Source organism: Streptomyces sp. NPDC058001 (assembly GCF_042886315.1).
In the GTDB taxonomy this organism is placed as follows: Bacteria; Actinomycetota; Actinomycetes; order Streptomycetales; family Streptomycetaceae; genus Streptomyces.
Map to the genome: position 1 here is coordinate 131,569 of NZ_JBHVQT010000007.1, position 24,712 is coordinate 156,280.

Genomic DNA, 24,712 nt, shown 5'->3' on the forward strand with positions numbered 1-24,712 from the left:
TTCACCTCCTAGCGTTCCCTGGAGACGAACCGAAAGGACCAGACCATGAAGCAGCGTTTCCTGGGCGGCACCGGACTGCGCGTCAGTGAACTGTGCCTGGGCGCCATGACGTTCGGCGCGAGCGCGGACGAGGCGACCTCGCACCGCATGCTCGACGCGTTCACCGAGGCCGGCGGAACCTTCATCGACACGGCCGACGTGTACACCAAGGGCGTGTCCGAAGAGGTGCTCGGCCGCTGGCTCAAGGGACGGCGCCGGGACGACCTGGTCATCGCCACCAAGGTGTTCGGCACGATGGGCGACGCCCCGAACGCGGGCGGCCTGAGCCGTAAGCACATCCTGTCGGCGGTCGAGGACAGCCTGCGCCGCCTGGGCACCGACTACATCGACCTGTACCAGACACATGTGTGGGACGCGCCCACACCGATCGAGGAGACCCTGGGCGCGCTGGACACACTCGTCAAGGCGGGCAAGGTGCGCTACATCGGCGCGAGCAATGTGTCCGCGTCGCAGTTGCAGAAGTCCCTCGACGTGGCACGGGCGCACGGCTGGGAGCCCTATGTGTGCCTTCAGCCGCTGTACAACCTCCTCGCGCGCGAGGTGGAGTGGGAACTCCTCCCGCTGAGTGAGGCGGAGGGCGTCGGCGTCATCCCCTGGAGCCCGCTCCAGGGCGGCTGGCTCTCGGGCAAGTACCGCCGTGGCATGGAGGCGGCGCCCAGCGGTTCGCGCGAGTCGCAGGCCCAGGAGCAGCAGGGCCGTGAGACCTGGCGGGACCGCGACAACGAGGACACCTGGCGAGTCGTCGACGTCGTGTTCGCGGTCGCCGAGGAAGCCGGTCGTACCCCGGCGCAGATCGCGCTGCGCTGGCTGCTCCAGCGGCCCGGGGTCACCGCCCCGATCGTCGGAGCGCGGACCATGGAGCAGCTCACCGACAATCTCGGCGCGGTGGGCTGGGAGTTGACCCCCGAGCAGGAGCGACGGCTCACGGAGGCCAGCGCACGACCGCTGCCGTATCCGTACGACGTCCTGCACCGCTTCCGGCACCGCGAGCCCCAGGACTGAGCCCGCGCGGGCGACCGGGCCGGGCCGGAGCAGTCGGCCGGACCGGTCGCCCGCCGGCCCAGACCCGTCCGGGACGGTCGCGCCGTCCAACGGAAGACCCGTCACTACGGACCACTGACGAACTCCTCCCGCACGAAAGGATCATGACGTACCGTCAGTCGTCGGTCGGATCCGGTGCTTCCGGTTCCACGTCCCCCAGGCGCTCCAGCAGAATCGGCTCCCACGCGCGCTGGAGTTGTGTCCGCAGCAGAGGCAGCGGGCTGTCGTCCGTGCCGTACAGCCGGGCGGCGAGCCGGATCACCGTGTCGCAGCGGGCGAGCCACAACCCGCGCAGACATTCGCGCGGCACGGACCCCGCCAGGGTCGCCGCGCGCACGGCGGCCGGCCCGCCCACCGAGAGGGCGAGGCCCCCGATGTCCTCGGCCGGGTCGCCGACGACCGCGTCCGTCCAGTCGAGTACGCCGCACACGCGCCCGTCATCGGTCACCAACAGGTGCTCGCCTTTGAGGTCGTGGTGCACGACGACGGCTTCCGCGCGCGGGGTGAGCTGTCCGGCGGCGTGCGGGGTGAGGCGGGCGAGCCGTCCGGCGTCGAACTCACCGTCGGCGGCGAGCAGTCGGGCGGGCCGCTCCGCCTCGGCGCGCAACCGGTCCAGGGAACGCGGCGGAGTGTGCGGCAGACCCAGCGCGGCGGCCTCCCGCACGGGGACGGAGCGCAGCCCGGAGAGGAGGCCCGCGAGGTCGGGCTCACCGGCGGCCGAGACGGGCCGCTCCTCGCCCGACGCACCGAACAGCCGCTGGTCCAGGGTGTATCCGAGGCCGGAACCCCAGGTGCCGGACGCGACGCCGACGGGCACCGGCACACCCACGTAGGGGCGCACGAGGTCGCGGAGCCGGATCTCCCGGCGCTGCCGGACGGTGGCGTCGCGGTCGGGCGCCAGCCGCAGGACATGCCGGGCACCGACCCACCAGGAGAAGTGCTCGCCGCCCTCCTCGACGGGGCGCAGGTCGGGCAGGGGCGCCGAGCCGACGTCGCCGCCGCCGAGCGCGGCGCGCACGATCCGGCGTACGGCCTTCTCGGCGGGGGCTTCGATACCGGTTCGGGTCTCGGTTCCGGCTTCGATTCGGGCCTCGGCCCGGGTCTCGGTTCCGGGATGCGGCTCCGGTGACGGCCGGTCGGGTTCGGGAGGTCGCTGCATCGCTCGTTTCCAGGGGCGTGGGTCCGCCGCGCGGTCAGTGCACGATCGCCATCTCGCGCGCGGTGTCGTTGAGCCGTCGGCCGCCGTCCCCGGTGACGGTGACGATGTCCTCGATCCGCACGCCGAAGCGGCCGGGCAGATAGATGCCGGGTTCCACGGAGAAGCACATGCCCGGCACCAGGGGCTGCTCCTCGCCTTCGATCATGTAAGGCGGTTCATGCGTGGTGACGCCGATGCCGTGTCCGGTGCGGTGGATGAAGAAGTCCCCGTAACCGGCGTCGGCGATGACCGCGCGGGCCACCCGGTCGACCTCCTGGCAGGCGACTCCGGGCCGCACCGCGCGGACGCCCGCTTCCTGGGCCTCCCGGACGATGTCGTGGACCCGCTGCTCGGCGACACCGGGCTCACCGACGTGGACGGTACGGGAGGTGTCGGAGCCGTATCCGTGCATCAGGCCGCCGAAGTCCAGGACGACCATGTCGCCCCGCTCGATGACGCGTTCACCCGCCTCGTGGTGCGGATTGGCGCCGTTGGGTCCGGAGCCGACCACGGTGAAGTCGACCTGGGAATGCCCGAACCGGCGCAGCAGATCGGCGAGATCGCCGGCCAGGTCGATCTCCCTGCGGCCGGCGAAGGGAACCTTCTTGATCTCCTCGTACGTTGCGTCAGCAGCGGCACCGGCAGCCGCCAGGCGTTCGAGTTCGGCCGCGTCCTTGACGGCGCGGAGCATCGGCAGGGCTTCGGTGAGGGAGACATAGGAGGTGTCGGGGAGCGTGCTTTGGATACGGAGCAGGTGCAGGGCCCACGCGTTGTCGCTGATACCGAAGCGGCCCGAGGTGCCGAGCAGGGACGCGGTGGCGGCGTAGGGGTCGTTGCCGTCGGTCCAGTCGCGCAGGGTGAGAGCGGGCGCGCCGGCCGACCTCGCCGCGTCGGGGGCCTCCAGTGCGGGCACCACGAGGACGGGGTCCTGACCGGGGACGAGGACGAGGGCGGTCAGCCGCTCGGTGGCGGCGGGGGGCTGATATCCGGTGAGCCAGACAAGATCGGGACCCGGCGCGACGAGCAGCCCGGCGAGCCCGGCGTCGGCGGCCGTCCGCGCGGCCCGGTCCATACGGGCCTGGTAGTCGTCCGCGGTGAAGGGCTCGGGCGCGCGGCTCATGGCGTCTCCATCCGGGGGCTCTCCATCCGGCCGCTCTCCATCCGTGGGGTCTCCATTCATGGGGTCTCGATCCCTTCGGGCCTCCCGCGGCCCACGGGAAGCATCCTGCCGGGCCGCCGGGGCCGACGCGAGCCGACCGCAGGGGTGTTCGCGGGGACGGTCAGCCTTCCAGTGCCAGGCGGGCACCGAGCAGGAGCAGCACTCCCCCGGACACCTGCTCCAGCCTGCGTCGCACTCCCGCACGGGACAGCACTCCCTTGAGTCGGCTCACGAACCACACGTACAGGCCGTAGTAGCCGATCTCGAATACGGCCCAGAGGGCGGCGAGGCCGACCATGGTGGGCAGTTGGGGCGCTCCCGCCGGTACGAACTGCGGAAGGAAGGACATAGCGAAGATCGCCGCCTTGGGGTTGGCCAGGTTGAGCAGCAGCCCGCCCCGGTAGCTCGCCCAGCCGGACTTCTCCGGCGTCTCCCAGCTCCCCGCCGACGCACCCTTGGCACGGCGCGCGTTCCACAGGGCCTGGGCGCCGAAGACGACGAGCACGACCGCGCCGACGATCCGCAGTACGTCATAGGCGATCTGCGAGGCGGCGAGCAACGCGGTGAGCCCGAGCGCGGCGACGACGCCCCAGACGAACACGCCGGTCTCGTTGCCGAGCACGGTCAGAAAGCCCGACCGTTTGCTGCGCAGCGACTGCTTGATGATCAGTACGGTGCTCGGTCCCGGGGACGCGGCGATCAGCAGACAGGCGCCGAGGAAGGCGGCGAGGGTGCTCAGCATGGGCTCATCGTGGGGCGCGGGGCCGGGGCGGGGCCACCGGTTTTCCTCCCGTACTCATCTCTAATGGTCGCGCGTCGCTGGGGCGTTAGAAGTAATGGTTAGATCTCAGCAGACCGTTAAAAGGGGCCCGTTGCCGATGGTCCCGTGGTCCTTTGACGCTGGACACGGAGGGCGTACGACGATGCCGGTACTGGCGCACATCAGTGACCTGCACCTGGACGGAACCGAGCGCGCGACGGAGCGCGCGGAACGGGTGATGCGCCGTCTGCGGGCGCTGCCGGGGCGGGTGGACGCCCTGCTGGTCACGGGGGACATCGCGGACCACGGGACGGAGGCGGAGTACGAGGAGGCCGCGCGGATCCTCGGGCTGCACGACCCGGAATCGCCGTTCCCGGTGCTCACCTGCCCCGGCAACCACGACAGCCGAGGGCCCTACCGCAAGGCCCTGTTGCGCACCGCGCCCTCGGACGGTCCGGTGAACAGCGCGCACCGGGTCGGCGGGGCCGCCGTGCTGATGCTGGACTCCAGCGTGCCGGGCTCCGACGAGGGGCTGCTCGACGGGGAGACCCACGCCTGGCTGGAGGACACCCTCGACGGTCTTGACGGCGACGTGCCCGTACTCCTCGCGTTCCACCATCCGCCGGTGGCGCTGCACCATCCGCTGCCGGACTCCTACCAGTTGCGCCAACCCCGGGCGCTGGCCGCCCTGTTGGCACGGCGGCCCGAGATCGTCGGGATCATCACCGGCCACGCGCACACCCCGGCCTCGACCGTATTCGCCGGACTGCCGCTGGTCGTCGGTCCCGGTGTCACCTGGACGTTGCGGCTGCCGTGGGAGGGCGCGGATGTCGCCGACCGTGCGGCGCCGCCCGGCTTCGCCTTCCATGTCCTGGACGACGAGCGCCGGTTGACCACGCATTTCAGGGTGGCGGACGGTGCCGCGCCGGGCGGTGTCACGTGACGAAGCCCGGGGTCGCGGAGAGCACCTGACGGGTGCCGTTCCCGTGCCGGACCCGGAGTGGGATGCTCGCGCCGGGGCGTGCGGCGGCGACGGCGGCTGCCAGGTCGGCCGCCGATCCGACGGCTCTCCCGCCGAGGGCCAGCAGGACGTCTCCCCGTACGAGACCGGCCGTGTGGCCGGGCCCCGGGACGTGGACGCCGACGAGCAGCGCGCCCGCGCCGTCCGGGGCGTCGACGGCTTCCACGCCGAGGGTCGCGCGGGCGCCGACGGAATCGGCCACACCCGTACCCCCCTTGGTGTCGCCCGTGGTGTCGCCCTTGGTGCGGGACTCGACGGCGCCGGGCGCAGCGGTGGGTTGCTGCGCGCCGGGATTTCGGGCGCCGGGGGTCCGGACGCCCGCCTGCTTCTGGAGATCGGCGAGTTTGCCCATGCCGATGACGGTGGCGCTGACGGTGCCGAGGCCGACTCCGGACAGCAGCAGGGCCACGCCGAACAGCAGCCCGAGCAGCAGGGTGACCAGCCGCCTTCCGCGCCGCCGTGCGGCATGCTGTCGACGGCCGGAGCCGGAAGTAGGGCCGTTGCCGGACGTGCCGGGCATCGGCTTGGGACGCAACGCGGTCTGTTCCATGGCTCGCCTCCGGCAGACGATCTACCCGGCGCACCCGCCCGCCACGATCCCCGAACGAGTGACGGACAGGTGACCGAGCATCTCCTCACCCACTCCCGTGCGTGCCTTCGCGCGGGTCGCCGTCGAGCACGCCGCAGCACGCCGAGGCGACCCACGCCCCTGACTCGGCCGGCTACCCGAGTGCCACCACCGACCCCGCGTCGGCGGAAGCACCGACCGACCCGGCACGCCACGCGAACGGCAGTGCGGGCGCCGCCCCCGGAGCCAGCCCCGGCATCACCCCTCGCATCGCCCCCGGCACCCGCAGCACCCCGGTCCCGTGGGCCAGATACTCCTCGCGGTAGCGCCCGCACTCGCGGTGCCAGGTGAGGATGCCGGCCAGCCAGTCCTCCAGTTCCCTCACATAGCCGGCCAGGATCTCCCGCGCGTCCTCGCCGAGTTCGAAGTCGTCGTACAGGATGGGCAGTTCGTGCTCGGCGACGTGCTGGAACTGGCGCAACCGGCCGTTCATCAGGTCGTGCACGATCGCGACGCCCGTCGGGTAGTCGCAGCCGAAGAAGTTCTGTACGACCAGGACGGCGTTGTGCACCTCGCCCTCGTACTCGATCTCCTTCTGGTACGAGAACAGGTCGTTGAGCAGGCAGGCGTAGTCCGCGGCGGCGTTCTCCAGGGAGCGCATCGGACCGCTGTCGTAGATCTCCGGGGGAACCGTTTTTCCACGGGAGATGCGCGAGAGGCTCATCGTCAGGTCGGAGCCGAAGGTGGCCCGGCGCATCTCGATGTAGTCGACGGGGTCGGGTACGCGGTGCGCCGCCTGGTTCCCCAGCTCCCACATCCACGCGTCGAGCATGACCTCGACCGATGTGCGGAACAACTGGCGGGCCTCGGTGTCCATCGGCCCCGCCGTACGGGTCCACAGATCGACCAGGCCACGCTCCAGGCCGTTGACCGGAAGGCCCGCGTCCGGGACCCCGTCCAGCGGCATCAGGGACTTCAGGCGTTCCGTGCACGCCTTGGCGCCGAGGAGATCCCGCGAGCGCCCGTACACGGCCGGATACCAGTCGTCCCCGTATGTGCCCCACGCCAGCCACGCCGACTCCAGGTCGAGGTCCTCCTGCGAGCCCTCCGGGTGCAGCCCCGCCGCGCAGAGCGCGAAGTCGTAGCGGCGCAGGGCGGCTTCGTCCCACAGCCCCTCGCCGAGCAGGCCCGTCCCGCGCGACCAGTCGACGACGTTCTCGCGCGCGGTGGGCAGGTGGGGGCTGAGCGTGGTCCTGTACGGCAGTTCGAAGTCCGGCAGCAGGGACGGGCCCACCCGCTGGTGCGGTACGTGCGCGTGCGCGCGGAGCCTCTCGGCCGCGGCCGAGACGAACAAGGCGGCGACATCGGTCGACGCGGTACCGATTCCGGTCGGCCCGCCGAGTGGGGAACTCTCCTTCAGTGCGCCCGCGTTCATATAGCGACTGGACCGCATGTGCCACTCGTGACCGCCGGACTGCCAGTCCTGAAGGCCCTTCACATAGGCCGCCACCGCCGCGCACTGCGCCGGGTCGAGCCCCTTCTCGACGCAGATCGCGGGCGTCTCGGTGAGCGCCGTGTGCTCGAACTGGTGCAGGCGCGAGGTGAGGATGTCGTTGACCGCATCGGCGGCCTCCTGTGTGCCGCACCCGAAGAAGGTCTCCAGGACGAGCACACCGTTGCTCAACTCGCCCTCCTCCTCCACCTCGCGCTGATAGGAGAATAGGTCGTTGCGCAGATGCACTCCGTCCGAGAACGTCTCCATGAGCACCCGCAGCGGCCGGGTCCGCGCGACGGCCGCCGGGACCTCCGCCGTCGCGTACTCGACAAGCCCGGCCGACCAGGGCGCGCCGCCGACCTTGCGCCGCATCTCGATGTACTCGACGGGGTTGGCCACCCGTCCTTCGTTGATGTTGGACAGCTCCCACAGCGACTCGTTGAGGAGGTGTTCGGTGCTCACCGCGAAGCGCTCGCGCCACTCGTGCGACATCGCGGGCACGGTGCGCGCCCAGAGGTCCGCGAGTCCGGCCTCGACCGGGTTCGTCGGCTCGGGCACGGGCGTGGACAGGTCCATCGGCATGAACAGCGGCAGCCGGTCCAGGTACTCCTTTCCGCCCTTGCGGTCCTGGCTCCGCTTGAAGATCTCCAGGAAGTGATCGTCGAAGAAGAACACCCACACGTACCAGTCGGTGATCAGGGACAGCGTCGGACCGTCACAGTCCGGATGCGTGTACGAGCACAGCAGGGCGTAGTCATGGGCGTCGAGGTCGTGCTGCTCCCAGATGCCGGAGCCCTCCAGCATCCCCATCTCACGGGCCCACTCCCGGGAGTGGGCGCGGGCCTCTTCGAGATGCGGATTCAGGGTCGCGGGAAACGGCATGTAGAACCGCGGGAGTTCAAACGGCTGCGTCATGGCCCGGCCCTACCCATGGGCCGAACGGGGCATCCACGACCCCGCGCATGATCGCACCATCGCGTGAAACGACGAATGAGGTCCGCCCCGGCGGGGAAAGGCGCTCACCCTTACTCACCACTCACCCTTGCATCGTCCTTGCATCGCTCTCGTACGGGAGTAACGTTGCTTACATGATTACATCAGAACAGAGCGAGAAGCTCCGCGGCTGGTTCGCCGGCCGCCTGCCCGACGATCTCTTCGAGACCCTGCTGGACGTGACGGTCGACCGTGAGGAGATCACCGTCATCGGCCGCGTCCCCGAGCCCAGGACCACCGCCGGCGCGTCGGACGCCGAGAAGCGGGCCGCCGTGGAAGGGCGCGTCCAGGAGTTCCGGGAGCGCACCCGGGACGAGCGCGTCGCGGTCGCACGCGAGGCCGAGGACCGCTACCGCAGGAAGGTGTCCTGGGGTGTGGAGTGCGGCTCCGAGCGATTCCTGTTCACCCATGTCGCGGCGCCCGTGATGACACGGCTGCGGCAGCCCGAGCGCCAGGTCCTGGACACCCTCGTCGCCGCCGGCGTCGCCCGCAGCCGCAGCGACGCGCTCGCCTGGTGCGTACGGCTGGTGCAACGTCATGAGGACGACTGGCTGTCGGAGCTGCGGGACTCCCTTGAGGCGGTCCACCGCGTCCGCGCGCGGGGACCCGGCTCCGACTCCGACAGTTCACCCGACACCGGCGACGCCCCCGAGAAGGCAGCTCCCGACACCTCTGAGAACGGAGCCGCGCAGGAGGAGAGCTGACGGGTCGCCGCCGGACGGCCCGTCACCGGCCTGACCGCGCACGCGAGTCGCCCCCGCCCGCCCGGCGGGCGACGATGTGCGCATGACGGGCACGCACGCCGCCGATGAGCCGGAGTCCCCGCAGCGGGGCATCGGGCGCCTGCGGTCCTGGCTGCTCGAAGGTCTGAGTACGGAGACGGCGCAACACAAGGGCCCGCACGCCACCCCCTCGGCCGAACACGAAGGCCATGCCTGGTGGCGCGTCATGTGCCTCACCGGTGTGGACTACTTCTCCACCCTCGGCTACCAGCCCGGTATCGCCGCGCTCGCCGCCGGACTCCTGTCACCGCTCGCGACGCTCGTCCTGATCGCGCTCACCCTGTTGGGCGCACTGCCCGTCTACCGCAGGGTCGCGCGCGAGAGCCCGCACGGCGAGGGCTCGATCGCCATGCTGGAACGGCTCCTTCCGTGGTGGTCGGGGAAGATCTTCGTCCTGGTCCTGCTCGGCTTCGCCGCCACCGACTTCATGATCACGATCACCCTCTCGGCGGCCGACGCGGCGGCGCACGCGGTCGAGAACCCGTTTGCACCGCACTGGCTGAGCGGTGAGAACATCTGGCTCACGCTCGCGCTGATCGCCGCCCTGGCCGCCGTGTTCCTCAAGGGGTTCCGCGAGGCGATCGGCGTCGCGGTGGTGCTCGTCGCGACGTATCTCTCGCTGAACGTGGTCGTCCTGGTGGCCTCGGCCTGGCAGATCCTGACGCAGCCCGTACAAATCACTGACTGGACGCACGCCCTGTCCGCGTCGCACTCCTCACCGCTCGCGATGGTCGGTGTGGCGCTCCTCGTCTTCCCGAAACTGGCGCTCGGCATGTCCGGCTTCGAGACCGGGGTAGCGGTGATGCCGCAGGTGCGGGGCGGTGCCACGGACACGTACGAGAAGCCGGTCGGGCGGATCCGGGACACGCGCAAGCTGCTCACCACGGCCGCCCTGATCATGAGCTGCTTCCTGCTCCTTTCGAGTCTCGCGACGACGATCCTCATCCCGCAGAGCGACTTCAAGGCGGGCGGCCCGGCGAACGGGCGCGCGCTCGCCTATATCGCCCATGAACACCTCGGCCAGGCGTTCGGCACGGTGTACGACGTGTCGACGATCGCCATCCTCTGGTTCGCCGGCGCCTCCGCGCTGGCCGGGCTGCTGAACCTCGTACCGCGCTTCCTGCCCCGCTACGGCATGGCGCCGGAGTGGACCCGTGCCGTGCGCCCGCTCGTGTTCATCTTCACGAGCATCGCGGTCGTCGTGACGCTGTACTTCGATGCCAATGTCGACGCCCAGAGCGGCGCGTACGCCACCGGTGTGCTGGTCCTGATGCTGTCCGCGTCCTTCGCGTCGACCGTCGCCACACACCAACGGGGGCAGCCGCGCGCATCCGTCGGATTCGGTCTCATCACCGCCGTGTTCGCGTACACCCTGGTCACGAACGTCATCGAACGGCCCGACGGCATCAAGATCGCCGCACTGTTCATTTTCGCGATCCTGGTCACCTCGTTCAGCTCACGCCTGCACCGCGCCTTCGAGCTGAGGACCAACTCCGTCACGTTCGACAAGACGGCGATGCGGCTGATCGACCAGGTGGCCAGGGCGGGCCCGCTGCGGATCATCGCGAACGAGCCGCGCGAGCACAGCAAGGCGGAGTACCACGCGAAGGAGCACAGCCAGCGCCAGGAGACGCATATCCCCCGGCGCGGGCCGGTCCTCTTCCTGGAGGTGTTCCTCCAGGACTCGTCCGACTTCACGGAGGACGTGGTCGTGCACGGCGACGAGAAGCACGGGGTGCGCAGGCTCCGCGTCGGCAGTGCCGTCGTACCGAACACGATCGCCGCGATCCTGCTCCAGCTACGCGACCGCACAGGGCAGGTCCCGCACGTCTACTTCAACTGGACCGAGGGCCACCCGGTCAGCCACTTCCTGCGCTTCCTCGTCTTCGGCGAGGGCGAGGTGGCACCCGTGGCCCGCGAGGTCCTGCGGCGCGCGGAGCCGAATCCCGCACGGCGGCCACGGGTCCACGTGGGGTGACCCCGGTGACCCCGGTGACCCCGGTGACCCTGCGCCTTACGGCGGGGCGCGCTGAACGCTCCGCGCCCCGCTCCCGTACCCCTGCGCGTACCGCGTCGCGCGGTGCGCCGACCGGCAGGGAGGGCCACGCCCGGATGACCGCACACCCGAGCACACACCGCACCGCACACCGGCCCGCACACCGCACCGCCGCAGCAGGTCTCGCCCTGGCCGGAGCCGCCGTCCCGCTCCTGTGCCTGCTCAGCGCGGCGGGCCCGGCCGCCGCGCACGGGGCGCCGACCGATCCGGTCAGCCGTACGGTGGCCTGCTCGACGGAGGGCGGCGCCGCCGCGCGGTCCGCCGCCTGCCGGGCCGCCGTCGCCGCCGGAGGCAACGCCTTCGCCGACTGGGACAATCTGCGCGTCGCCGATGTCGGGGGCCGGGACCGGCAGGCCGTCCCGGACGGAAGGCTGTGCGGCGGCGGGCTCGACGCCTTCCGGGGGCTCGATCTCGCGCGCGCAGACTGGCCGTCGACGCGTCTCGCGCCGGGCGCGGCGCTCACGTTCACCTATCGGTCGACCATCGCGCACACGGGCACCTTCGAGCTGTACCTGACCCGGAACGGGTACGACCCGACGCGCCCTCTGACCTGGTCGGACCTAACGTCGAAGCCGTTCGCCACGGCGGTCGACCCGCCGCTCGTGAACGGCGCCTACCGCATCAGGGCGAAGCTCCCGTCCGACCGGACCGGGCGCCAGGTCCTCTACACGATCTGGCGGAACTCCAGTACACCGGACACGTACTACTCGTGCTCGGACGTGGTCTTCCCGACCGCCCCGAAGGCCACCGGGGCCGCCGAAGCCACCAGGACCGCCGAAGTCCCTGGAGCCACCGGAGCCACCCGAACCGCCGAGAAACCCAGCGCCGTAACCACTGCGGAACCCAGCACCGGTGCCACCCCGGAATCCAGCACCGGAACCACCGCCCAGGCCATCCCCGACTCCCCGCTGCCCGCCACGGCGGCGGGCAGCGACGCCGACTCCGGTCCGGGACTCCCGCTGCCGCTGATCGCGGCGGGGCTGGCGGCCCTGGGCCTCACCACAGGTGCCGCCGTCCTGATCCGGCGCAGGCGCTGACGCCGGGCGACCGGCCCTCACCCGTGGGGCTCAGCTGTCGTCCGCCGCCAGCTTCAGGGAGATCGAGTTGATGCAGTACCGCTGGTCCGTCGGAGTCGCGTACCCCTCGCCCTCGAAGACATGTCCGAGGTGTGAGCCGCAGCGGGCGCAGCGGACCTCGGTACGGACCATGCCGTGCGAGCGGTCCTCCACGATCTCGACCGCGTCCGTGTCCTTCGGGTCGTAGAAGGAAGGCCAGCCGCAGTGCGACTCGAACTTGGTGTCCGAGGTGAACAGCTCGGCACCACAGGCGCGACAGGAGTACACGCCTTTGGTCTTGGTGTCGGTGTACTCACCGGTGAACGCCGGCTCGGTGCCCGCCTGGCGCAGCACCGCGTACTCCGCCGGGTTCAGCTCGGCGCGCCACTCTTCGTCGGGCTTTTCGATGTCGTACGCCATGAAGATCGTCCTCACTTCAGTCGGCGGACCGCTGTCAAAGACGCCTCACCGCGCGAGGCGGTCCAGGATCCGCGGGCCGAGATCCGTCACGTCACCCGCGCCCATGGTGAGAACGAGATCACCGGGCTTCGCCATTCCCGCGAGCACCTCGGGCGCGGTGGCCTTGTCGTGCACGGCCTGGACATCGGCTCCCGCCGCCCGTGCCGCGTCGATGATCAGGGCGCTGGTCACACCGGCGATGGGGTCCTCGCGCGCGGGATAGATGTCGAGGACCACGGACGCGTCCGCGAGGGTGAGGGCCTGGCCCATCTCCTTGCCGAGTTCCTGGGTGCGTGAGAACAGGTGCGGCTGGAAGAGGACGAGGATGCGCGCGTCCCCGGCGGCGGCACGCATGGCCTCCAGGTCGGCGGTCATCTCGGTCGGGTGATGCGCGTAGGAGTCGATGACCTGGACACCACCCTCCTCGCCCTTGAGCTGGAGGCGCCGCTTGACGCCGGTGTAGGAGGCGAGGGCGGGCGCGAGGTCCGCCGCCGGGATACCGAGGGCGGCGCCGGCGGCGAGCGCGGCGACGGCGTTGTGCGCGTAGTGGCGGCCCGGCACGGAGACCGTGAAGGTCAGCTCCTCGCCGTCGAGCAGCACGGTGACCTCGCTCTTGAGGCCCTGCGCGACGACCGACAGGACGCGTACATCGGCGTCCGGGGCGTCTCCGTACGTCACCACGCGCGCGAGGTGACGTACCCGCCGGGTCAGCTCGCGGGCGCCCTCGTGGTCCGCTGAGACGACCAGGGTGCCGCCGGGGACGATCCGCGCGGCGAAGGTCTCGAAGGACGCGTAGATCTCGTCCATCGAGGCGTAGTTGGCGTGGTGGTCCAGCTCCACGTTGAGCACGATCGCCACCTCGGGCGCGTACTTGTGGAAGCTGCGGTCGCTCTCGTCGGCCTCGGCGACGAAGATCTCGCCGTCACCGTGGTCCGCGTTCGATCCGGGCTCGTCCAGGTCGCCGCCGATGGCGTACGACGGGTGCAGGCCGAGGGTCGACAGGGAGACGGCCAGCATGGACGTGGTGGTCGTCTTGCCGTGGGTGCCCGCGACCGCGATCGGGCGCAGCCCGTCCATGAGTGAGGCGAGCGCGTCGGACCGGTGCACGACGGGGATGCCCAGCTCTGCGGCGCGCGTCAGTTCGGGATTGTCGGCACGGATCGCGGAGGAGACGACGACACAGCTCGCGTCGTCCGCGAGGTGCTCGGCGGCATGCCCGATGTGGACGGTGACACCGCGCGCGCGCAGGGCGTCGACGGTCGCGGAGTCCTTGGCGTCGCTGCCGGCGACATCGGCGCCGCGCTGCGCGAGGATCTTGGCGATACCGGACATTCCGGCGCCGCCGATGCCGATGAAGTGAGGTCGGTCCATGGCGGGTGGAAGGCCGGGTGCCATGTGTGTGTCTCCCCTGGTGCTCGTGACGCCGTTGTGCTGTGGGTGCCGTACTGCTTGTTCGTACTTGTCTGTACTCGCTGTACTTGCTCGTACGGGCCGTTGTGTCGTGGGTGTTGTCGGGTGCCGTTGCGCCGTGGACGTCCGCGTGCCGTGAGGCGCCCTGGTGCCGGTGACGGCTGTCGCCCGGCCGTGGTGCCACGGCCGGGCGCGCCAAGCCTATGCCGTACAGGCGGCGCCTCGCGTCCGCTCGCCGGCCCCACGCGCGCGACGCCCGCCCGCCGGCTCCCGTTCACTCGTGCGCACCGCGCCCGCGTCCTAGACCCTGCTGTGCGAGAACAGCTTCAGCACCGGGACGCCGACCTTGTGCCGGGCGCGGGACGCCCAGTCCCGATGGAAGAACTCCTCCACATAGTGCGGATCGGTCAGCACGATGACTTCGTCGGCCTCGGTCTCCTCGACAAGGCTCTTGAGTGCGTCCAGCGGGTGGTCCTCGATCAGTCTTCCGTCCGCCTCGGAGCCCGCCGCATGCAGGGCGGTGAGGGAGATCTGGAGTGCCTGCTCGGCGGGGCCCGCCGCGTCGGGGCCCTCCAGGGTCTCCCGTTCATGGGCCGCCTCGTCCAGCTCTCCCATCGCTACGTCGTCGATCGCGCGCAGCAGGCGGTCCGCCTGGTCCCCGCGTGGCTGTAGCAACACATGGAAGGCGACGTTCTCGTCGCCGTGCAAGGTGGTGACGAACTCCACGTCGGCGGACGTCAGGGCCTTCTCGATCATCAATACGCTCGTGAACACGACAGGCGCCCTTCTCATCCTCGGGCCCGTGGCCAGGCCCCCTGCGGAAACCATCCTGCCCCGTGACCGCACGGGGTCTGCGAGATTCAGTGTGCCCACAGGAAGCTAACCGGAACGAATCATTCCGCGGAATGTCGACCACGGTGGTAGCGGCCGAACAGATAGCCGTCCTCTTCGAGGAGCGAGGCGAGGGTGAATCGTTCCGGCACCGCCAGGGTCGGCCCTCCCGCGATCCGCTGCGCGTCCCCGGCCGTGAGCATCGGCGAGAGGGTCAGACAGAGTTCGTCGAGCACGCGTGCGGCGACGAACTGCCCGAGCAGTCTGGGGCCGCCCTCGGTCAGCAGCCTGCGCAGCCCGCGCGCGGACAGCTCACGTACCGCGCGCGTGGGGTCCACACGAGCCCCGTCACCGGCGAAGACCACCTCGGCACCGGCCTTCCGGGCGGCGGCCACCCGGTCGGCAGCGGCGCCCGAACCGGTCACCACGAGCGTCGGCACCAGGGGTTCGGTGAAAAGCGGAAGCGAGAAATCAAGGTCGAGGCGCGCACTGACGACCGCGATCGCGGGCGCCGGTCCCTGGCCGGCGGCGGCCCGCCGCTCGGCGAACGCGGCACGCGCGCGTGCGGGTCCGTAACCCTCCTGGCGTACCGTTTCCGCACCCACCACCACCGCGTCCGCGAGACCGCGCAGGGTGCCGAAGACCCGCATGTCGGTGTCGCTGGAGATCGGCTGCGAGCGGCCGTCGTGCTGGGCGGCGCCGTCGATCGTGGAGACCATGTTGCCGCGCAGCCAGACCTCCGCGTCCACCGGATAGGCGTACGCGTCGGCCAGCTCGTCCAGGCTCCACTGACGGCCCACCGGGGACGCCGCCCCGGTCACAGCCACTGTCTCGTCGGTCACAGGGAACAGGCGTCGCATACTTGGCAGTCTCGCACGGCGCTTACAGTGGTGAACCGTGTCGTCCTCCATCGCCGCCCGTGGCCAGAGCCCCATAGCCGACCCGGCGCCGCTGTCCCTGTGCGCCCGCGAGCCCCATGTCCCGGCGGACCGTCTGGTCGCCGAGATGGTGCCGCCGCCGCGCTTCGACGCGGTCCGCTTCGAGACGTACGTGCCGGATCCGGCCCGGCCCAGTCAGACGCAGGCGGTCCAGATCCTCAGCGGCTTCGCGGCCGGACTCGGCGGGGCGCACCCCACGGGCGAGGGCCGGCGCCGCTGGTTCGGCGGCCGGGCGAAGGCCGCGTCACCCACGGGTCCGCGCGGTGTGTACCTGGACGGCGGCTACGGCGTCGGCAAGACCCACCTCCTGGCATCCCTGTGGCACGCCACACCGGCCGCACCCGAACAGAAGGCGTTCGGCACCTTCGTGGAGCTGACCAACCTGGTCGGCGCGCTCGGCTTCCAGGAGACCGTGCGGACGCTGAGCGGGCACCGGCTGCTGTGCATCGACGAGTTCGAACTGGACGACCCGGGCGACACGGTCCTGGTCTCGACGCTGCTCGGGAAGCTGGTCGACGCGGGCGTCGCACTGGCCGCGACCTCGAACACGCTGCCGGGCAAGCTCGGTGAGGGCCGGTTCGCCTCGGTCGACTTCCTGCGCGAGATCCAGGGCCTGGCCGCCCGCTTCCGCGCCCTGCGCATCGACGGCGACGACTACCGCCACCGGGGTCTGCCCGAGGCTCCGGCCCCGTTCTCGGACGAGCGGGTCACCAAGACGGCGTACGCCACCGAAGGCGCCTCGCTCGACGACTTCCCGCATCTGCTGGCGCACCTCGCGCGCGTGCACCCCAGCCGGTACGGCGCGCTGACCAGCGGGCTGAAGGCCGTCTGCCTCACCGGGGTCGAGGCCGTGCCGGACCAGTCGACGGCGCTGCGGCTGGTCGTACTCGCCGACCGGCTCTACGACCGCGAGGTGCCGGTGCTCGCCTCCGGAGTGCCGTTCGACCGGCTGTTCAGCGAGGAGATGCTCAACGGCGGGTACCGGAAGAAGTACTTCCGGGCGATCTCGCGGCTGACCGCGCTGGCACGGGACGCGAAGGACCTGGTCGACGCGTCATAGGTCGATGCGGCATAGGTCGCCGCGTCACAGGTCGCCGCGTCATCACCATCGCCATCACCCGAACAGGTGTGGAAGTGCGGCGATCTCGTGTACGAATCCCGGGACGCTTTCGGCCAGTCCTTCGCACGAAGACGGTCACTTTCGGTCACCCATCTCCGCGCAACGTTCCGGTAACCACACAGGACGCTCGCCGCGTTAACGTATTGATTACCCAGGTTGATTGCCAAGGGGAACACGTTGTCCGGGGAATCGGACGACACCGTTCCGGGTTTCTGGGCGATCGGTACGTACCCTGCGACGGGGAGACGAGCGCATGTGGACAGGGACGACGGTGCGCGGGCTGCCCGCGGTGCTCACCGTCGTGCTGCTCGCGTTACAACTCATCGCTCCGACCGCGCCATTGGCATCCGCACACGAACAGGCCATCGCTTTCGCCGCGGCCGAGGTGGTCACGTGCGGTGACCACCAGCCGCCCGTGGAGTCCGCGCCGCGCTTCCGCGCGCGGGTCAGTCTCCGGTGCGAGGACTACGTACCCGAGCCCTCCGGTGACACCGGGGACGCCCTCAGCGTGACGGCCGGGCGGCATCACGTGCCGGTGCCCGCGGCCGGGTCGTCGTCGGCCCGGCAAAGACCCGCCGAGGCCACCCTTCCCTCGGTGCTCCAGGTGTTCCGCCGCTGAGTCGGCCACCGGGCCAGGCATCACGTCGGGCCGCCGCAGCGCCGTCCCTGTGCGAAACGGCCGCCCCGCGCGCGTAGGACCCCGACAAGCACGCGCCGACGTACCGGTACGCCCGTGTACCCGTACGCCCGTGCCCCGTACGCCTCTGTGCGCGTACGGCACGGCCGAGCGCGCTCCTCACCGCCTCGCCCTCCGCACCAACTCCCCCACGCGTAAGAACCACGCGCCCGTGCGGGCGCGCGCAGGAGGCATTCCGGTATGCACCCCACCCTTCGCTCCCCCACCCTCAAAACCCTCAAAGCACCCACCCTGCGGCAGGACTTCGCCGCGTCCCTCGTCGTCTTTCTGGTCGCCCTGCCGCTGTGCGTGGGCGTCGCCGTCGCGTCCGGCGTACCGGCCGAACTCGGCCTGGTCACCGGCATCGTGGGCGGACTCGTCGCCGGAGCACTGCCCGGCAGCAGCCTTCAGGTGTCAGGTCCGGCCGCGGGGATGACCGTCCTCGTCCTGGAGGCCGTGCGCGCCTACGGCCTGCCCGTACTCGGTGTCATCGTGCTCGCCACCGGCCTGCTCCAACTCCTCATGGGCGCGCTGCGCTGGGGCCGCTGGTTCCGGGCCATCTCGGTGTCGGTGGTCGAGGGCATGCTCGCCGGGATCGGTCTGGTCCTGATCGCCGGTCAGCTCTACTCCATGGCGGGCACCGAGGCCCCCGACACGGGGCTCGCCAAGCTCGCCGGGCTGCCCGGTCTGCTCGCCGACGCGTTCGGCTCCTCCGGCGCTCGGGCGTCGTTCCTGCTCGGCGCCGGCACGATCGCCGTCCTGGTGCTGTGGAAGCGGCTGCCGCGCCAGGTACGGGCCGTGCCCGCGCCGCTCGGCGCGGTCGCCCTCGCCACTCTCGCGTCGGCGGCACTCGCCCTGCCGGTGGCGAAGGTCGAGGTCCACGGACTGCTGGATTCCGTACGGCTGCCGCAGGCCGGTGACTTCGCCGAACTCGCCGGAATCGGCGTGCTCGGCACGGTCCTCGCGTTCACCCTGATCGCGTCCGCCGAGTCCCTGTTCAGCGCGGCGGCCGTCGACCGGCTGCATGACGGGCCGCGGACGCAGTACGACAAGGAACTGATGGCGCAGGGCGCGGGCAACACGCTGTGCGGGCTGCTCGGTGCCCTGCCGATGACCGCGGTGATCGTGCGCAGCGCGGCCAACGTCCAGGCGGGCGCCCGTACCAAGGCGTCCCGGATCATGCACGGTGTCTGGCTGCTCCTGTTCGCCGCGTTGCTGCCCGCCGCGCTCGCCGTGATCCCCCTCCCGGCGCTCGCGGCCGTGCTGGTCCACGCGGGCTGCAAGCTCGTACCCGTACGGGCGCTGACCGCGCTCTGGCGTGACCACCGGGGCGAGGTGCTGGTCCTGACCGTGACGGCGGTGTCGATCGTGGCCGTCGGCATGTTCGAGGGCGTGCTGATCGGCCTCGCACTCGCCGTCGCCAAGACGGCCTGGGACGCCTCGCACGTCCGCCTCGACGTCACGGACAAGGGCGCGGGACCCGTACAGGCGCGGCTGTCCGGGAACGCGACGTTCCTGCGGCTGCCGAGGCTCCTCGACACGCTGGAGTCCCTGCCCCACGACCGTCCCGTGGAGCTGGACCTGTCCGGACTGCACCATCTGGACCACGCCTGCCGCACGGCCCTGGAGAACTGGGCGGCGCGGCACGGTGGGGCCGGGGTGGAGCGCGTGAAGGTGACGTCGGCCGTGATGTCGGGGGCGACGGGGCGGGTGACGGCGGGAGGGTCGGGGACGGTTCCTGGAGAGTCGCCGGGGGCGGTGCCGGGAGGGTCGGGAGCGGTGTCCGAAAAGGTACGGGAGTGACGCGGCCGGTCACGGGGTAAAGGGGGGTCTCCCCGGGGCGCGCGTGGTTCCCGTGGCCCCGGGGGCGTGCTACACACGTGCGGGTCACATTCCTGTCCGCCAGCAGGAGGTAACCCCATGTCAGACTCCACATCGGCAACTTCGGAACCTTCGGGAACTTCGGGAACTTCGGGCTCCACGGCCTCGCGTCGCCAAGTCCTCGCACGTACGGGTGCGTTGGGCGCCGGAATCGCCTTCGCGGGAACCCTCTCCGAGCTGTTCGCGGGGACGGCAGCCGCCCACGGATCCAGCGCGTCCGGTTACGGCCCGCTCGTCCCCGACCCGAACGGACTGCTCGACCTTCCGCGAGGCTTCCGCTACAAGGTCCTCTCGCGGGAGGGCGACGCCCTGCGCTCCGGCGAGGGCCAGGTGCCGAGCAACCACGACGGTATGGCCGCGTTCGCCGGCCGCAGCGGTCGCGTCCATCTGGTCCGCAACCACGAGAACCGCGTCACGGCCGCGATCCCCGTCCCGACCGTGCCCGAACTGACGTATGACCCGATGGGCAAGGGCGGCTGTACGGCCCTGACCCTCGACCACCGGGGCGACGTACTCGACGAGCGCGTCGCCATCGCCGGCACCGCCGTCAACTGCGCGGGCGGCCCCACTCCCTGGGGTACGTGGCTGACCTGCGAGGAGACGGAGGACCTGGCCGGTACGAACGGCTACACCAAGGACCACGGCTTCGTCTTCGAGGTGGACCCGGTCGACCCGCGCCGCACCGGAGCCGTCCCGCTCACCGCGATGGGCCGCTTCCAGCACGAGGCCGTCGCGGTCGACCCGACCCGCGGCATCGTCTATGAGACGGAGGACGCCTTCGACCGGCCGTTCGGCCTCTTCTACCGGTTCCTGCCGCGTAAACCCGAGGGCGGCCGGGGTTCGCTGCGCGCGGGCGGCCGGCTCCAGGCGATGCGGGTCCCCGACGTACCGGACCTGTCGTCGGTCCAGGAACCGGGCGCGGAGTTCGACGGCGTCGAGTGGGTCGACGTACCCGATCCGCTGGCCGTGCGCACCCCCATCCGGAACCAGGACTTCGGCCCGCGTGGCATCACCCACGCCCAGAAGCTGGAGGGCTGCTACTGGGGTGGGAGCTGTGTGTACTTCGTGTCGTCGTACGCGCGCAGCCGCGAGGGCTCGGCCGGCGACCACTTCGGCCAGATCTGGCGCTACGACCCCGGCCGGCGCCGCCTCACCCTGGTGATCGTCTTCGGTCCCGACACGGATGTGCAGTTGCCGGGTTCGGAGCCGGACAACATCTGTCTGGCGCCGAGCGGCGGCCTCATGGTCTGTGAGGACGGCGCGGGCGCGCAGCATGTGTTCGGGGTGACGCGCCGGGGTGAGGTGTACGCGGTGGCGCGCGGCCGGCAGAACATCGGCACGCCGGAAGAGCCGGAGTGGGGCGAGTTCGCCGGGGTCACCTTCTCGCCCCGGCAGGACACGATGTACGTGAACTGCTACACGCCGGGCACGACCTTCGCGGTGACGGGACCGTGGCGGTGACGCCGCACGAGTAGCGGACCTTTCCGGGGCCCCGCAGGATCGAAGGGGCAGACCGGAAGAGGTGTGCGATGGGCAAGGCGAAGTCGGACAAGGTGAAACGGGGCGAAGGGCGCGCGCCGCTGCTCCGGGACGTATTACGTGTTCCGGAGGGTGAGCGCGTGGACCTGTCCACGTACGACGCGGGGGCGACGCCCGGTGGCCCGCACGACAAGGCCGCCGGGCTCGCCGCGACCGCCCTGATGGGTGAACGCCTGGGCGACCTCCAGGAACGCCTCTGGGCGTCGAGCACCGGCGGTGACCGACGGCGCGTCCTGCTGGTGCTTCAGGGCATGGACACGAGCGGCAAGGGCGGCACGGTCAAACATGTGATCGGCCTGTTCAACCCGTCGGGGTGCCGGATCAGGGCGTTCAAGGCACCGACGCGGGAGGAGCTGAACCATCCGTTCCTGTGGCGGATCGCGAAGGCACTGCCGGAACCGGGCGAGATCGGCATCTTCGACCGCTCACACTACGAGGACGTACTGATCGCGCGGGTACGGGAGTTGGTGCCGCGCAGCCAACTCGGTCGCCGCTATGGCCAGATCAACCGTTTCGAGCAGTCCCTGACGGAGGACGGCACCACGGTACTCAAGTGCTTCCTGCACATCTCGTACGAACAGCAGCGCCGCCGCCTCCTGCAACGCCTGGCCAACCCCGACAAACACTGGAAATTCAACCCGGGCGACATCACGGAACGGTCCCTGTGGCCCGCGTACCAGGAATCCTACGAACTGGCCCTGGAACGCTGCACAACCCCCCACGCCCCGTGGCACGTCATTCCATCAAACCGCAAATGGTACAGAAACTGGGCCATCAGCACCCTACTCCTGGAACACCTGACTTCCCTGGACCCGCAATACCCAAAGGCAGACTTCGACGTGGAGGAATCCCGCCATCAGCTCCTCACGGAGGGCTGAACCGACGTACGCGGCCAGAGTCCAGATGTCACCAAAGCAGAGCTCTAGCGAGGTTTCGCGTCCTCCCAAGCATCACCGACGCAGGACTCCTCGTAATCCCACCACTCAGCGTCGGCTCCTCGAATCAGGAGACCTTTGACACGTGAAACATCTGCCGAGCGCGGCACATTCAGAGCAACCATGCCAAATTGTTCAATCGCTTCAGCCTGCACACTCAGAGCCGAGAAGAGGTCGACAATTCCCTGCGGATCACCAGCGAATTTTCCCGACCCGTAGGGAATGATCCGAACCGTACAGTTTCCCGACCACGACACCTTCCCCGTCGCCTCCGAGATTCCATCGGCACGTATCCGTGTCCGCACAATGTCATTCAGTGACAGATCGCGCACAAACCACGGAACGTTATCAATTCGGACCAGGCCGACGTCCAGCGGAACGGCCCACAACCGCTCACTGCCCACAGGCGGCCATCCGTCATTCTGTTCGAGTTGAAACACGACTCGAACCCTGTCATTCACTTCACCCTCAGGGATCGTCACCGCATCATTGTGCACCTGAGTCCGTGAGCCTCCAACCGACAGGGGATCGCACGAACTCCGAGCCGCCGACACTGGCGGAGCACTGCCAGTCATCTCGTTCACAACTTCACATTCACATAACAGTCGCACCCCGTACCGCCCCTATTTTGCGCGATCACCTCACGCTTACCCTTGCTGTTATCTGGACCTTGGTGCCGGCGCTCGTGCGGAGCCACGTGCCAGGTTCCAAGTCCGTCGCGTCGATCCACTCGTCCAACCCTGGGACCCAGAAGGGGTGTCCGTCGGTGGCCGTCACCGACGCCGTTTTCGTGCCCTTCTTGGCGTCCGTGTCGACCGTGACCTTGACCAGGCGCTTGACGCCCTGGCCCTTGATTTCGGCGGTGACCGTCCGGGCCGTGGTCACCGGTTGGGGTGTCCGCGATGACGGTGACGTTCCGATGGCGTCGTATGCGGCACTGGGCGGTGCATCGCGTCCAGGCCGGGAACAGGGGGGTGGGGCACGTTAGTTGGGCGGGTGAGGAAGGGGTGGGTGGTTCGGTGTTGTTGCAGGGGCGGGAGTGGGGGTGTGGGGAGCGGGTCGTTGTGTTGGTGCACGGGATCATGTCCGATCACCGGACCTGGTGGCGGGTCGGGCCCGCGCTCGCCTCGCGTGGGTATCGGGTCATCGGCGTCGATCTGCGGGGGCACGGGGCGAGTGGGCGCGGGGAGTACGGCGCCGAGTTGTTCGCCGACGACCTGGTCGAGACGGTGCCCACGGGCGCCGAGTTGGTCATCGGGCACTCGCTGGGCGGGCTCGCGGTCTCGCTCGCCGTCGAGCGGCTCGCGCCGGCCCGTGTCGTTTACGCCGATCCGGCCTGGGCCCTCGGCACCCTGGCCGTCGAGCCCGCCGTCTTCGTCGACTTCCGGGACGCGACCCGCGAGATGGTCGTGGAGCTGAACCCGGGCTGGGCGGACGCCGACGTCGACGTCGAGCTGGCGACCCTTCAGGCGTGGGACCCGGACACCGCGTTCGGCGTCACCGGCGCGCGGGCCGCCGACCGCATACCGGAGGGGCCCGCCGTGCCCTCGCTCGTCGTCGCCGCCGGCCGGGGCTCCCTCGTCTCCGACGCCCTCAAGACCGACCTCACCGCGCGCGGCTTCACCGTACGGACCGTCCCCGGGGCCGGGCACACCCTCCACCGGGACGACTTCGACGGGTTCTTCCAAGCCCTCGACGGGTGGATATGAGGGATGAGTGTGCCCGGTAAGCGGGTGACGTGCGGGGTCGGTTTTCCGGCTCGTATCGCCGCTGGGTGATTTGTTATTTATCCGAGGATATGGTCACTCGGTGATCATTCCCGTACGCAAAGCAGTCGCCCTCTGTGCCCTGGGGGCCGCCCTCGCCGGGTGCGGCGGTGGCAGCGCCTCGCAGACCGTGCGTCCGGAGGGGTCGGGGGCCTCCGCGGCGCCGAACGCCTCCGCCTCCCGTCCCCCGACCCTGTCGCCCGGTCCGCACGGACTGACCCCGGTCTTCCAGAACGGACCCCGCGACCTGGGCAAGGTCGTCGCGCTCACCTTCGACGCCGACATGACCGCCGACCAGGGCGACCGTGCCGCCGCCGGGGAACACTTCGACAACCCGGAGCTGATCGCGACGCTGCGCCGGCTGAAGGTTCCGTCGACCGTCTTCATGACGGGCCGCTGGGCCGACGAGTATCCGGACCAGGCACGGTCCATCGGCCGCGATCCCCTGTTCGAGATCGCGAACCACTCCTACAGCCACTACGCCTTCACCTCCGACTGCTACGGCCTGCCGACTGTTCCGGCCGACGACATGCGGTCCGACGTCGAGCGCGCGTACACCTCCCTCCGCAAGGCGGGGGTGCCGAATCCGATGCCGTACTTCCGCTTCCCCGGCGGCTGTTACGACGACCGTGCGCTGAAGGCGATCACCCCGACGGGTGTCACGGCGGTGCAGTGGGACGTGGTCAGCGGGGACGCGTTCGCCACCGACGCCGACGCGGTGGCCCAGCAGGTGCTCGAAGGGGTCCGGCCCGGTTCCGTCGTCGTCATGCACTGCACCCGCAGCGCGGCCCCGACGACCGAGCGGGCGATCCAAACCGTCGTACCGGAACTCCGTAAGCGGGGCTTCAAGTTCGTCAAGGTGTCGGAGCTGATCGGTGACAGTCGGCGGGACGAGGCCGGTAAGCACGGCGGGGAGAAGGGGAAGGGCGCGCACTAGAGGGCGTAAGGCGGGCGCCCCTTCCCCGCGAC

General features: G+C 70.4%; 22 protein-coding genes and 1 pseudogene. 12 read left to right on the top strand and 11 right to left on the bottom strand.

Features of this window, described 5'->3' with window-relative positions; all coding sequences use genetic code 11:
* Positions 1–45 precede the first annotated feature (45 nt).
* Entirely contained in the window at positions 46–1,062 is a 1,017-nt protein-coding gene (locus tag ACFVT5_RS18765) for an aldo/keto reductase (RefSeq protein ID WP_389888540.1), read from the top strand.
* A gap of 154 nt (positions 1,063–1,216) precedes the next feature.
* Here the strand turns inward: ACFVT5_RS18765 and ACFVT5_RS18770 are convergent, their stop codons facing one another.
* The 3 genes from ACFVT5_RS18770 to ACFVT5_RS18780 all read right to left on the bottom strand — a co-directional run bounded on the left by ACFVT5_RS18770 (position 1,217) and on the right by ACFVT5_RS18780 (position 4,200).
* Entirely contained in the window at positions 1,217–2,260 is a 1,044-nt protein-coding gene (locus ACFVT5_RS18770) for an aminoglycoside phosphotransferase family protein (protein ID WP_389888543.1), read from the bottom strand.
* A gap of 34 nt (positions 2,261–2,294) precedes the next feature.
* Positions 2,295–3,419, bottom strand: coding sequence for an aminopeptidase P family protein (locus ACFVT5_RS18775; RefSeq protein ID WP_389888546.1), 1,125 nt, complete (start codon positions 3,417–3,419; stop codon positions 2,295–2,297).
* 160 nt (positions 3,420–3,579) lie between these two features.
* Positions 3,580–4,200 (bottom strand): LysE family translocator, encoded by a 621-nt coding sequence (locus ACFVT5_RS18780; RefSeq protein ID WP_389888549.1) that lies wholly within the window; start codon positions 4,198–4,200, stop codon positions 3,580–3,582.
* A gap of 181 nt (positions 4,201–4,381) precedes the next feature.
* On the opposite strand from ACFVT5_RS18780, the gene ACFVT5_RS18785 reads away from it, so the two are divergent.
* On the top strand, positions 4,382–5,161 hold the full coding sequence (locus ACFVT5_RS18785; protein ID WP_389888552.1) for a metallophosphoesterase: 780 nt from the start codon (positions 4,382–4,384) through the stop codon (positions 5,159–5,161).
* On the opposite strand, the gene ACFVT5_RS18790 is transcribed toward ACFVT5_RS18785, so the two are convergent.
* Together ACFVT5_RS18790 and ACFVT5_RS18795 are read right to left on the bottom strand one after the other, a co-directional pair.
* Complete coding sequence (locus tag ACFVT5_RS18790) at positions 5,154–5,789, bottom strand: PDZ domain-containing protein (RefSeq protein ID WP_389888555.1); 636 nt, start codon at positions 5,787–5,789, stop codon at positions 5,154–5,156. The genes ACFVT5_RS18785 and ACFVT5_RS18790 overlap by 8 nt on opposite strands.
* 172 nt (positions 5,790–5,961) lie before the next feature.
* A complete protein-coding gene (locus ACFVT5_RS18795) occupies positions 5,962–8,217 on the bottom strand; it encodes a germacradienol/geosmin synthase (protein ID WP_389888558.1) in 2,256 nt (751 codons plus the stop codon).
* A gap of 173 nt (positions 8,218–8,390) precedes the next feature.
* On the opposite strand from ACFVT5_RS18795, the gene ACFVT5_RS18800 reads away from it, so the two are divergent.
* From ACFVT5_RS18800 to ACFVT5_RS18810, 3 genes are all read left to right on the top strand, one after another.
* Entirely contained in the window at positions 8,391–8,999 is a 609-nt protein-coding gene (locus tag ACFVT5_RS18800) for a hypothetical protein (protein ID WP_389888561.1), read from the top strand.
* Positions 9,000–9,081: 82 nt separating this feature from the next.
* Positions 9,082–11,055 carry an amino acid transporter gene (locus ACFVT5_RS18805; RefSeq protein WP_389888564.1) on the top strand — a complete coding sequence of 658 codons (1,974 nt, stop codon included), beginning with the start codon at positions 9,082–9,084 and terminating at the stop codon, positions 11,053–11,055.
* A gap of 134 nt (positions 11,056–11,189) precedes the next feature.
* Positions 11,190–12,170, top strand: a complete 981-nt coding sequence (locus ACFVT5_RS18810) for a lytic polysaccharide monooxygenase (protein WP_389888567.1) — start codon at positions 11,190–11,192, stop codon at positions 12,168–12,170.
* Between the two features lie 30 nt (positions 12,171–12,200).
* On the opposite strand, the gene msrB is transcribed toward ACFVT5_RS18810, so the two are convergent.
* The 4 genes from msrB to ACFVT5_RS18830 all read right to left on the bottom strand — a co-directional run bounded on the left by msrB (position 12,201) and on the right by ACFVT5_RS18830 (position 15,748).
* The gene (msrB, locus tag ACFVT5_RS18815; protein ID WP_389888570.1) at positions 12,201–12,608 is read right to left on the bottom strand and encodes a peptide-methionine (R)-S-oxide reductase MsrB; all 408 of its coding nucleotides are present in this window, start codon (positions 12,606–12,608) and stop codon (positions 12,201–12,203) included.
* 45 nt (positions 12,609–12,653) lie between these two features.
* On the bottom strand, positions 12,654–14,042 hold the full coding sequence (gene murC / locus ACFVT5_RS18820; RefSeq protein ID WP_389888573.1) for a UDP-N-acetylmuramate--L-alanine ligase: 1,389 nt from the start codon (positions 14,040–14,042) through the stop codon (positions 12,654–12,656).
* 315 nt (positions 14,043–14,357) lie between these two features.
* Positions 14,358–14,831, bottom strand: a complete 474-nt coding sequence (locus ACFVT5_RS18825; protein ID WP_389888575.1) for an indole-3-glycerol phosphate synthase — start codon at positions 14,829–14,831, stop codon at positions 14,358–14,360.
* Positions 14,832–14,950: 119 nt separating this feature from the next.
* Entirely contained in the window at positions 14,951–15,748 is a 798-nt protein-coding gene (locus tag ACFVT5_RS18830) for a pyrimidine reductase family protein (protein ID WP_389888577.1), read from the bottom strand.
* Between the two features lie 37 nt (positions 15,749–15,785).
* Here ACFVT5_RS18830 and zapE point away from each other — a divergent pair, with 37 nt between their 5' ends.
* The 5 genes from zapE to ACFVT5_RS18855 all read left to right on the top strand — a co-directional run bounded on the left by zapE (position 15,786) and on the right by ACFVT5_RS18855 (position 21,920).
* Entirely contained in the window at positions 15,786–16,886 is a 1,101-nt protein-coding gene (gene zapE / locus ACFVT5_RS18835; RefSeq protein ID WP_389888580.1) for a cell division protein ZapE, read from the top strand.
* 313 nt (positions 16,887–17,199) lie between these two features.
* Complete coding sequence (locus ACFVT5_RS18840) at positions 17,200–17,565, top strand: hypothetical protein (RefSeq protein WP_389888583.1); 366 nt, start codon at positions 17,200–17,202, stop codon at positions 17,563–17,565.
* Between the two features lie 258 nt (positions 17,566–17,823).
* Positions 17,824–19,425: a SulP family inorganic anion transporter gene (locus ACFVT5_RS18845; protein ID WP_389888586.1), complete on the top strand. Its 1,602-nt coding sequence runs from the start codon at positions 17,824–17,826 to the stop codon at positions 19,423–19,425.
* A gap of 117 nt (positions 19,426–19,542) precedes the next feature.
* The gene (locus tag ACFVT5_RS18850) at positions 19,543–20,964 is read left to right on the top strand and encodes an alkaline phosphatase PhoX (protein ID WP_389888588.1); all 1,422 of its coding nucleotides are present in this window, start codon (positions 19,543–19,545) and stop codon (positions 20,962–20,964) included.
* 68 nt (positions 20,965–21,032) lie between these two features.
* Positions 21,033–21,920, top strand: coding sequence for a PPK2 family polyphosphate kinase (locus ACFVT5_RS18855; RefSeq protein ID WP_389888590.1), 888 nt, complete (start codon positions 21,033–21,035; stop codon positions 21,918–21,920).
* Between the two features lie 44 nt (positions 21,921–21,964).
* Here ACFVT5_RS18855 and ACFVT5_RS18860 read toward each other — a convergent pair whose 3' ends face one another.
* Positions 21,965–22,459 carry a DUF4265 domain-containing protein gene (locus tag ACFVT5_RS18860; protein WP_389888593.1) on the bottom strand — a complete coding sequence of 165 codons (495 nt, stop codon included), beginning with the start codon at positions 22,457–22,459 and terminating at the stop codon, positions 21,965–21,967.
* A gap of 172 nt (positions 22,460–22,631) precedes the next feature.
* Positions 22,632–22,859 (bottom strand): annotated as a pseudogene (locus tag ACFVT5_RS18865) (hypothetical protein); the annotation flags it as partial.
* 137 nt (positions 22,860–22,996) lie between these two features.
* On the opposite strand from ACFVT5_RS18865, the gene ACFVT5_RS18870 reads away from it, so the two are divergent.
* Both ACFVT5_RS18870 and ACFVT5_RS18875 read left to right on the top strand, forming a co-directional pair.
* Positions 22,997–23,686, top strand: coding sequence for an alpha/beta fold hydrolase (locus ACFVT5_RS18870; RefSeq protein WP_389888596.1), 690 nt, complete (start codon positions 22,997–22,999; stop codon positions 23,684–23,686).
* Between the two features lie 100 nt (positions 23,687–23,786).
* On the top strand, positions 23,787–24,680 hold the full coding sequence (locus tag ACFVT5_RS18875) for a polysaccharide deacetylase family protein (RefSeq protein WP_389888599.1): 894 nt from the start codon (positions 23,787–23,789) through the stop codon (positions 24,678–24,680).
* The last annotated feature ends 32 nt before the right edge of the window (positions 24,681–24,712 follow it).

What these genes read in the sequence shown, in the direction of transcription:
- ACFVT5_RS18765 (WP_389888540.1), top strand. Translation starts at nt 46, where the DNA reads ATGAAGCAGCGTTTCCTGGGCGGCACCGGACTGCGCGTCAGTGAACTG.
- ACFVT5_RS18770 (WP_389888543.1), bottom strand. Translation starts at nt 2,260, where the DNA reads ATGCAGCGACCTCCCGAACCCGACCGGCCGTCACCGGAGCCGCATCCC.
- ACFVT5_RS18775 (WP_389888546.1), bottom strand. Translation starts at nt 3,419, where the DNA reads ATGAGCCGCGCGCCCGAGCCCTTCACCGCGGACGACTACCAGGCCCGT.
- ACFVT5_RS18780 (WP_389888549.1), bottom strand. Translation starts at nt 4,200, where the DNA reads ATGCTGAGCACCCTCGCCGCCTTCCTCGGCGCCTGTCTGCTGATCGCC.
- ACFVT5_RS18785 (WP_389888552.1), top strand. Translation starts at nt 4,382, where the DNA reads ATGCCGGTACTGGCGCACATCAGTGACCTGCACCTGGACGGAACCGAG.
- ACFVT5_RS18790 (WP_389888555.1), bottom strand. Translation starts at nt 5,789, where the DNA reads ATGGAACAGACCGCGTTGCGTCCCAAGCCGATGCCCGGCACGTCCGGC.
- ACFVT5_RS18795 (WP_389888558.1), bottom strand. Translation starts at nt 8,217, where the DNA reads ATGACGCAGCCGTTTGAACTCCCGCGGTTCTACATGCCGTTTCCCGCG.
- ACFVT5_RS18800 (WP_389888561.1), top strand. Translation starts at nt 8,391, where the DNA reads ATGATTACATCAGAACAGAGCGAGAAGCTCCGCGGCTGGTTCGCCGGC.
- ACFVT5_RS18805 (WP_389888564.1), top strand. Translation starts at nt 9,082, where the DNA reads ATGACGGGCACGCACGCCGCCGATGAGCCGGAGTCCCCGCAGCGGGGC.
- ACFVT5_RS18810 (WP_389888567.1), top strand. Translation starts at nt 11,190, where the DNA reads ATGACCGCACACCCGAGCACACACCGCACCGCACACCGGCCCGCACAC.
- msrB (WP_389888570.1), bottom strand. Translation starts at nt 12,608, where the DNA reads ATGGCGTACGACATCGAAAAGCCCGACGAAGAGTGGCGCGCCGAGCTG.
- murC (WP_389888573.1), bottom strand. Translation starts at nt 14,042, where the DNA reads ATGGCACCCGGCCTTCCACCCGCCATGGACCGACCTCACTTCATCGGC.
- ACFVT5_RS18830 (WP_389888577.1), bottom strand. Translation starts at nt 15,748, where the DNA reads ATGCGACGCCTGTTCCCTGTGACCGACGAGACAGTGGCTGTGACCGGG.
- ACFVT5_RS18840 (WP_389888583.1), top strand. Translation starts at nt 17,200, where the DNA reads ATGTGGACAGGGACGACGGTGCGCGGGCTGCCCGCGGTGCTCACCGTC.
- ACFVT5_RS18845 (WP_389888586.1), top strand. Translation starts at nt 17,824, where the DNA reads ATGCACCCCACCCTTCGCTCCCCCACCCTCAAAACCCTCAAAGCACCC.
- ACFVT5_RS18850 (WP_389888588.1), top strand. Translation starts at nt 19,543, where the DNA reads ATGTCAGACTCCACATCGGCAACTTCGGAACCTTCGGGAACTTCGGGA.
- ACFVT5_RS18855 (WP_389888590.1), top strand. Translation starts at nt 21,033, where the DNA reads ATGGGCAAGGCGAAGTCGGACAAGGTGAAACGGGGCGAAGGGCGCGCG.